Below are 7,601 nucleotides of genomic sequence, written 5' to 3' on the forward strand. Positions count from 1 at the left end.
CGGTTCGTCGAAAGGGTGCTGCCAGCGTGGCCACGCAGATTCAGCAATCCGCTGACGGCAGGGATTTCCGGGCCGTTAAAACGTTTTAGCAAACCGCTGAAACGTCACGGCACGCCGCCAGCTATACATCCCAGTCTGACAGGAAACTTGGGTTAATGAATAATTAACAATGAATAGTGAATAATTGCTTTTTCATGTCTTTGCCAATTATTCCCTATTAACTATTCATTATTCATTTTTTCTGTCATTCATCCGAGCGATTGCTTCAGCGCCTGCTGCGGGCTACCGCGCCCGTGAGTCGGGAGCCTTGACGAGTGTCGGCACCGGGGGCAGTTCCTGGTCTTCGTCGTCCTACTGCGCGGGCAGTCTCTACGTGGGCTGTCTGGTCTTCTGGTCGGCCAGCGTGGGCCCGCTCAGCGGCACCTACCGTGCGGACGGTCTCTCCGTGCGCTGCGTCCAGCATCTGCGGCTGCTTTTTTTCTTCGTGGGCTTTTCGGCCGTAACCTGCGCACGTTCAGCGCATCCGTCCGGACCGTATCCGCGACGCTCCCGCCCCATACAATAAAGGGCCTTTGCGCGGCGTTTTTCCTGCGAATTCAACCAAAAACGACGCAACATGCAGATGAAAATTTCTAAGACGCTCGAAAGCGTCCTTGCTCGCGCGGCGTTCGACACCGCTAAAGCGGGCATCACCCATTCGCTCAAGGACCGCCTGGCCGTAGAATTGCTGCGCGAGGAGGGATCGCTGGCTTTCCAGCTCCTCTCGTCGCGTCTCAAGGACTGGGAGGTGTACCAGATACGTCTTCGCATCGAACACGAAATCGCCGCCGCGCAGCCCGCGGAGGAGCTCGACCCCGAAACGTTCTTCCGCGCTTTCCGCGAGGAGCTGTGCGAGAAGTCGGGGGCCGTGCGCAGTATTTCGACGATTCATGCCCTGCGGCTTATCGCGGCCGACACGCAGACCATTACGGCCCGCGTGCTGGAGATGTACGGCGTCACGGCCGAAATCATCGCGGCCGATTTGCAGAAGTTCGCCGTCGCCGACGACTTCCGCTCCGGCATCCAGGTGCAGATGCTCGATTTCTCGGCGGACAGCCGGCCCGAGCCCAAGGACGAGCCGCACCTGCTCGACAAGTTCGGGGTCAACCTCACGCGCATGGCCCGCGAGGGGCGCATCGACCCCGTCGTCGGGCGCGAGGAGGAGATCGAGCGCGTGGTGCAGATTCTCTCGCGCCGCAAGAAGAACAATCCCATCCTCATCGGCGAGGCCGGTGTGGGCAAAAGCGCCATCGTCGAGGGGCTGGCCCTGCGCATCGCCGCCGGAAAGGTACCCTATACCATCGCCGACAAGACGCTGTTTTCGCTCGACGTCTCGTCGCTCGTGGCCGGGACCAAGTTCCGCGGCGAGTTCGAGGAGCGCATGCAGCAGCTGTTAGATGAACTGCGCAAGGCCAAGGATACGATTATCTTCATCGACGAAATCCACACCATCGTCGGCGCCGGGTCTACGCAGGGCAGTCTCGATACGGCCAACATCCTCAAACCCGCCCTTGCGCGCGGCGAGCTCCAGACCATCGGGGCCACGACGCTCGACGAGTACCGCGAGAACATCGAGAGCGATTCGGCCCTCGAACGCCGTTTCCAGAAGGTGGTGGTCGAGCCGACCACGGCCGAGCAGACGCTCGCCATCCTGCGCAACATCGCGCCCCACTACGAGCAGCACCACAAGGTGCGCTATACCGACGGGGCCTTGCGGGCCTGCGTGGCGCTGACGGAGCGCTACATCACCGACCGCTTTTTCCCCGACAAGGCGATTGACGTGTTGGACGAGGCCGGGTCGCGCGTGTATCTGCGTTCGGCCTGCGAGCCCGACGAGCTGCGCCGCATGGAGACGGCCGCCGGCGACGTGCAGCGCGAGCGGCGCGAAGCGGTCGGGGCGATGGCCTACGACAAGGCCGCTTCGGCCCGCATGCGCGAAATTGCGCTCCGCTCCAAAATCGACGAGACGCGTTCGGAGTGGCGGCGTTCGCTCGAAACCAATCCTGCGGAGATTACCGAGGAGGACATCCGCGAGGTCATCACCGTCATGACGGGCATCCCCGCCGAGCGGGTCACCGACGGCGAGGCCGGGCGGCTCCGCACCCTCTGCGACCACCTGTCGGGCCGCGTCGTGGGGCAGCAGGATGCGGTCGAAAAGATTTCGCGCACGATCCGCCGTTCGCGCGCCGGGCTCAAGGACGAGCACCGTCCTATCGGTGTCTTCCTCTTCGTGGGTCCCACGGGCGTGGGCAAGACCCTCCTGGCCAAGGAGGTTTCCAAGTGGCTCTTCGACGAGCGCATGGGGCTGATCCGCATCGACATGAGCGAGTACAGCGAGAAGCACAATGTTGCGCGGCTGATAGGCTCGCCCCCGGGCTACGTCGGCTACGGCGAGGGCGGGCAGCTGACCGAAGCGGTGCGCCGCCGTCCCTACTCGGTGGTGCTGTTCGACGAAATCGAAAAGGCCCACCCCGAGGTCTTCAACACTTTGTTGCAGCTTTTCGACGAGGGGCACCTGACCGACGGTTCGGGCCGCAAGGTCGATTTCCGCAACACGATTATCATCATGACCTCCAACGTGGGTTCGCGGGCCGCCGCGCAGAAGCAGGTGCAGGTGGGTTACAGCACCACTTCCAAGAGCGCCGTGGAGACCGTGGCGCCGCAGATAGAGTATCGCAAGGCGCTGGAGCAGACCTTCGCGCCGGAGTTCCTGAACCGCATCGACGACATCGTGGTTTTCCGCACGCTGGAGGAATGCGACGTCGAGCGGATCATCGAACTGGAGCTGGAGGGCCTTTTCGCACGGACGCGCCGGCTGGGCTACAACGTGAAGATCACCGACTGCGCCAAGCGCCGGCTGGCGTCGATGGGCTACGAACAGCGCTATGGCGTCCGCTCGCTCAAGCGCACGCTGATGGACCATGTCGAAGACCCGCTTTCGGCGCTCATCATCGACGGACAGCTCCACGAGGGCGACACCGTGGTCGTCGAGGCCGACAAGGCCCGCGGCGTAAGGCTCCGGGTCGCGTAGACTATGGGTGGCGGACTTTTGTCCGCTGCCCATAGTTGTTTTGTCTCTGCGCTGTCGTTCTGAGCTATGTTCAGCATCTGCCTTTGTCAGAAATAAAAGTTCCTCACAGGCGTCTCCGCCTACTGCGGACGGCTTAACGCTGCTTCGGTCGCCTGTTCGCGGGTTTATAAATAAACCGGCCCCTGCGCCGACGCTTTTAGTCCGTCCTCCGTCTGACGGCTACGACATTGTGATTTTTAACCCCTCTTTTTCTCTTTTTATTTTATTATTGCTATCTTTGCGGTCCCAAGCCGGAAGGCGGGGAAATGTGGAAAGATTTGACTGATTGCAAACCACAATAAAAAATCGCTAAAACAGCTCGTTTTTTATTTCCCAAACAGCCAATTTTTCCCATTTTATACCGATAACCGGACTGCCTCGGGGCGGTCCACAAAAACGTATAACAATGGGTTTTCTGTTTACATCGGAGTCGGTGTCCGAGGGGCACCCCGACAAGGTTTCGGATCAGATTTCCGACGCCATTCTCGACGAATTCCTGCGTCGCGATTCCAATTCCAAGGTTGCGTGCGAGACGCTTTGTACCACCGGGCTGGTGGTCGTTGCGGGCGAGGTGCGCTCTGAAGCATACGTCGACGTGCAGGGCGTGGCGCGCCGTGTCATCGAGCGCATCGGCTATACCAAGAGCGAGTACCAGTTCGACTGCAATTCGTGCGGTATTCTTTCGGCCATCCACGAGCAGTCGTCCGACATCAACCAGGGTGTCGAGCGCGGCGACGAGCAGCAGCAGGGCGCAGGCGACCAGGGCATCATGTTCGGCTATGCCTGCAACGAGACCCGCGAGCTGATGCCCGCCACGCTGATTCTCTCGCATGTCATTCTCAAGGAGCTGGCCGTCATCCGGCGCGAGGGCAGGACGATGACTTACCTGCGTCCCGATTCCAAGTCGCAGGTCACCATCGAGTACGACGAGCAGACGGGACGGCCCGTGCGGGTCAACACCATCGTCGTTTCGACCCAGCACGACGAGTTCATCAAGCCCGGCGACGGCATTTCCGAGCAGGAGGCCGAACGGCGGATGCAGGAACAGATTCGCGACGACGTCCGCACCATCCTCATTCCGCGCGTCAAGGCTCGCTTGGAGCGCGCCGGCGACAAGCTCGCCGAGCTTATCGGCGACGATTACATCCTCCACGTCAACCCGACGGGCAAGTTCGTCATCGGCGGCCCGCACGGCGATACGGGGCTCACGGGGCGCAAAATCATCGTCGACACCTACGGCGGCCGCGGCGCCCACGGCGGCGGTGCTTTCTCGGGCAAGGATTCGTCCAAGGTCGACCGTTCGGCCGCCTATGCCGCCCGCCATATCGCCAAGAACTTGGTGGCAGCCGGGGTGGCCGACGAGGTGCTTGTGGAACTTTCGTATGCCATCGGCATCGCCGAGCCGCTTTCGATTTACGTCGATACCTACCGTTCGCCGCGTCCCAAGGCGCTGGAGGGGATGACCGACAGTGAAATCGCCCGCCGCATCGGCAAGCTGTTCGACCTGCGGCCCGCCGCCATCGTCAAGCGGTTCGGGCTCAAGAACCCGATTTTCGAGGCGACGGCTTCTTACGGCCATTTCGGAAACCGTCCTTATAAAAAGGTGGAACGGGTGTGGGAGAACGGCCGCGAGGTCGAGCGCGAAATCGAGTTCTTCGGTTGGGAGCGGCTCGATGCCGTCGACGACATCCGCCGCGAATTCGGCCTGTAACGCAGAATCGGGAGCCTTTTCAACGGCTCCCGGTTTTCTTGCCGCATTTCGGGCGGTTAATACTGAATTTCGCCCTTTCCTTATATACTATTTCCGTCGCAGCGCGCGTTTGTCCTGCACGAACATCGTTTTTGCCTATGATAAAGATCGCCTACGAATAATTCAAACCATCATTCGATTATGAAAAAGGCACTTTTGTTTTTGGGAGTTGTTGCGGCCGCTGCCGTTTCCGGCGGTGTGTCGGCCTGGGCCGTCGCCGAGGCCGGACGCGGTGCGCAGGTCGAGTACGTCGAGCGCGAGGTCGAGCGGACCCCGGCCCTCGGGGCGCATTTCGCCGCTTACGAGGCGGGGCAGTATCCCGACCTCACCTATGCCGCCGAGAACGCGGTCAAGGCGGTGGTCAATATCGAGGCCATCCAGCAGGTCGAGGTACCCCGGCGCGGGCAGTTCGGCTACGACCCGTTCCTGGAGTTTTTCGGGTTCCCGCAGGAGCGTTCGCGCGGCAATGGCGAGCCCCAGTATCGCGAGCAGCGTGCGGGCGGTTCGGGCGTCATCATTTCGTCCGACGGCTATGTGGTGACCAACAACCATGTGGTCGACGGCGCGACCAAGTTGCGCGTGAAGCTCAACGACGGCCGGGCGTTCGACGCCACGCTCGTCGGCAAGGATTCGGCAACCGACGTGGCGCTGCTGAAAATCGACGCCACGGAACTTCCTACGCTGGCTTTCGGTTCGTCCGACGCCCTGCGCTTGGGTGAATGGGTGCTGGCCATCGGTTCGCCGTTCGACCTCCAGTCGACCATCACGGCGGGCATCGTCAGCGCCAAGGCGCGCAACCTGGGGGCCATCCCCAACGATTTCAGCATCGAATCGTTCATCCAGACCGATGCGGCCGTGAATCCCGGCAATTCGGGCGGTGCGCTGGTCAACACCCACGGCGAGCTGGTGGGCATCAATACGCTTATCAAGTCGCAGACGGGAAGCTACATAGGCTATTCGTTCGCCATTCCCGAAGCCATTGTCCGCAAGGTCGTGGTCGACCTCAAGGAATACGGGTTCGTGCAGCGGGCGATGCTGGGCATCATGTTCCGCCCTGTCGACCAGGATTTCATCGACAACGAGGGCAAGGAGCTGGGCATCAGTGAAATCGGTGGTGTCTACGTGGCCGGAGTGACCGAGGGCGGTGCCGCTTCCGAGGCGGGCATCCGCAAGGGCGATGTCGTGCTGGACATCGACGGCGTGGCGCTGACCTCTTCGGCGACGCTCCAGGAGCAGATCGCCCGCCACCGGCCCAACGACAAGGTCCTTTTGTCGGTAAAAAGAGACGGCAAGGTGAAACAATTCGAGGTCACTTTGCGTAATAAGGCTGACAAACCCGAACTCCTCTCCCGCGAGGACGTCGACGTGGTCGAGACCCTGGGCGGCAAGTTCCAGGATGCGGGCGAGAAACTCTGCCGCCAGCTCGAAATCCGGGGCGGCGTGCAGGTCGTGGGGGTCAAGGCCGACGGCATACTGGCCCGGGCGCGCGTGAAGCAGGGATTCGTCATCACGCACATCAACGACAAGGCGGTCCGTTCGCTCTCCGACATGCGCCGGCTGAGCGACAAGGTGCGGTCCATCGACGGCATCTATCCCGACGGCCGGGCCGCCAGCTACGTGCTGGTCGAATAGCTTCGGCGGGCGGGTCGTAATAAAATGGAAGAAACATACACAGGATAAAACATGCGTCAGTTAAAAATTACGAAATCCATCACCAACCGCGAAAGCGCCTCGCTGGACAAGTATCTGCAGGAGATCGGCAAGGAGGAGCTCATCACGGTCGAGGAGGAGGTGGAACTCGCCCAACGAATCAAGAAAGGGGACCAGGAAGCGCTCGAAAAGCTCACCAAGGCCAATCTGCGCTTCGTGGTTTCCGTCGCCAAGCAATACCAGAACCAGGGGCTCAGTCTGCCCGACCTTATCAACGAGGGCAACCTCGGGCTTATCAAGGCTGCCGAGAAGTTCGACGAAACGCGCGGTTTCAAGTTCATTTCCTACGCCGTGTGGTGGATCCGTCAGTCGATTTTGCAGGCGCTGGCCGAGCAGTCGCGTATCGTGCGCCTGCCGCTCAACCAGGTCGGGTCGCTCAACAAAATCAACAAGGCGTTCGCCCGTTTCGAGCAGGAGCACGAGCGCACGCCGTCGCCCGAAGAGCTGGCCAACGAGTTGGAGCTGCCCAAGGAGAAGGTGACCGATACGCTTCGTGTCGCAGGGCGCCATGTCTCGGTGGACGCTCCGTTCGCCGACGGCGAGGACAATTCGCTGTTGGACGTCCTGGTCAATCCCGATTCGCCCAATGCCGACCGCGGGCTCATCAACGAGTCGCTTTCGACCGAGGTCGACCGGGCGTTGGAGACGCTGACCGAGCGCGAGCGCGACATCATCAAGTATTTCTTCGGCATCGGGTGTTCCGAGATGACGCTCGAGGAGATCGGCGAGAAGTTCGACCTCACGCGCGAGCGCGTAAGACAGATTAAGGAGAAGGCCATCCGCCGCCTCCGCCATTCGTCCCGCTCCAAGTTGTTGAAGTCGTATCTGGGATAGGGCTTTCTAAAATAGTTGAAAGGAGTTCTTGCAAGAGAACTCCTTTTTTGTTGTATGCTGCAAGGGAAGCGTGGCGGGCCTGGAAACATCCGCAGATTGTACGAAAAAAGCGAGAACCTTTCGATTCTCGCTTCGTACCCCCTCAGGGGCTCGAACCCTGGACCCCAACATTAAGAGTGTCGTGCTCTACCAACTGAG

The 7,601-nt window shown here is 60.9% G+C and carries 4 protein-coding genes; all 4 read left to right on the forward strand.

What is annotated here, in order from left to right:
- Positions 1-616 precede the first annotated feature (616 nt).
- A complete protein-coding gene (locus tag QVG21_RS02395; protein ID WP_287921838.1) occupies positions 617-3,070 on the forward strand; it encodes an ATP-dependent Clp protease ATP-binding subunit in 2,454 nt (817 codons plus the stop codon).
- A 445-nt stretch (positions 3,071-3,515) separates the two neighbouring features.
- The gene (gene metK, locus QVG21_RS02400; RefSeq protein ID WP_251214633.1) at positions 3,516-4,820 is read left to right on the forward strand and encodes a methionine adenosyltransferase; all 1,305 of its coding nucleotides are present in this window, start codon (positions 3,516-3,518) and stop codon (positions 4,818-4,820) included.
- 180 nt (positions 4,821-5,000) lie between these two features.
- Positions 5,001-6,491 carry a Do family serine endopeptidase gene (locus tag QVG21_RS02405; RefSeq protein WP_251214634.1) on the forward strand — a complete coding sequence of 497 codons (1,491 nt, stop codon included), beginning with the start codon at positions 5,001-5,003 and terminating at the stop codon, positions 6,489-6,491.
- A gap of 51 nt (positions 6,492-6,542) precedes the next feature.
- Positions 6,543-7,403 (forward strand): sigma-70 family RNA polymerase sigma factor, encoded by an 861-nt coding sequence (locus QVG21_RS02410; RefSeq protein ID WP_004328839.1) that lies wholly within the window; start codon positions 6,543-6,545, stop codon positions 7,401-7,403.
- The last annotated feature ends 198 nt before the right edge of the window (positions 7,404-7,601 follow it).

The sequence above is a fragment of the Alistipes sp. UBA6068 genome, from assembly GCF_949428155.1.
GTDB classification, from domain to species: Bacteria; Bacteroidota; Bacteroidia; order Bacteroidales; family Rikenellaceae; genus Alistipes; species Alistipes muris.

Excerpts from the sequence above, each read along its gene's own strand:
- QVG21_RS02395 (WP_287921838.1), top strand. The coding sequence starts at position 617 with ATGCAGATGAAAATTTCTAAGACGCTCGAAAGCGTCCTTGCTCGCGCG.
- metK (WP_251214633.1), top strand. The coding sequence starts at position 3,516 with ATGGGTTTTCTGTTTACATCGGAGTCGGTGTCCGAGGGGCACCCCGAC.
- QVG21_RS02405 (WP_251214634.1), top strand. The coding sequence starts at position 5,001 with ATGAAAAAGGCACTTTTGTTTTTGGGAGTTGTTGCGGCCGCTGCCGTT.
- QVG21_RS02410 (WP_004328839.1), top strand. The coding sequence starts at position 6,543 with ATGCGTCAGTTAAAAATTACGAAATCCATCACCAACCGCGAAAGCGCC.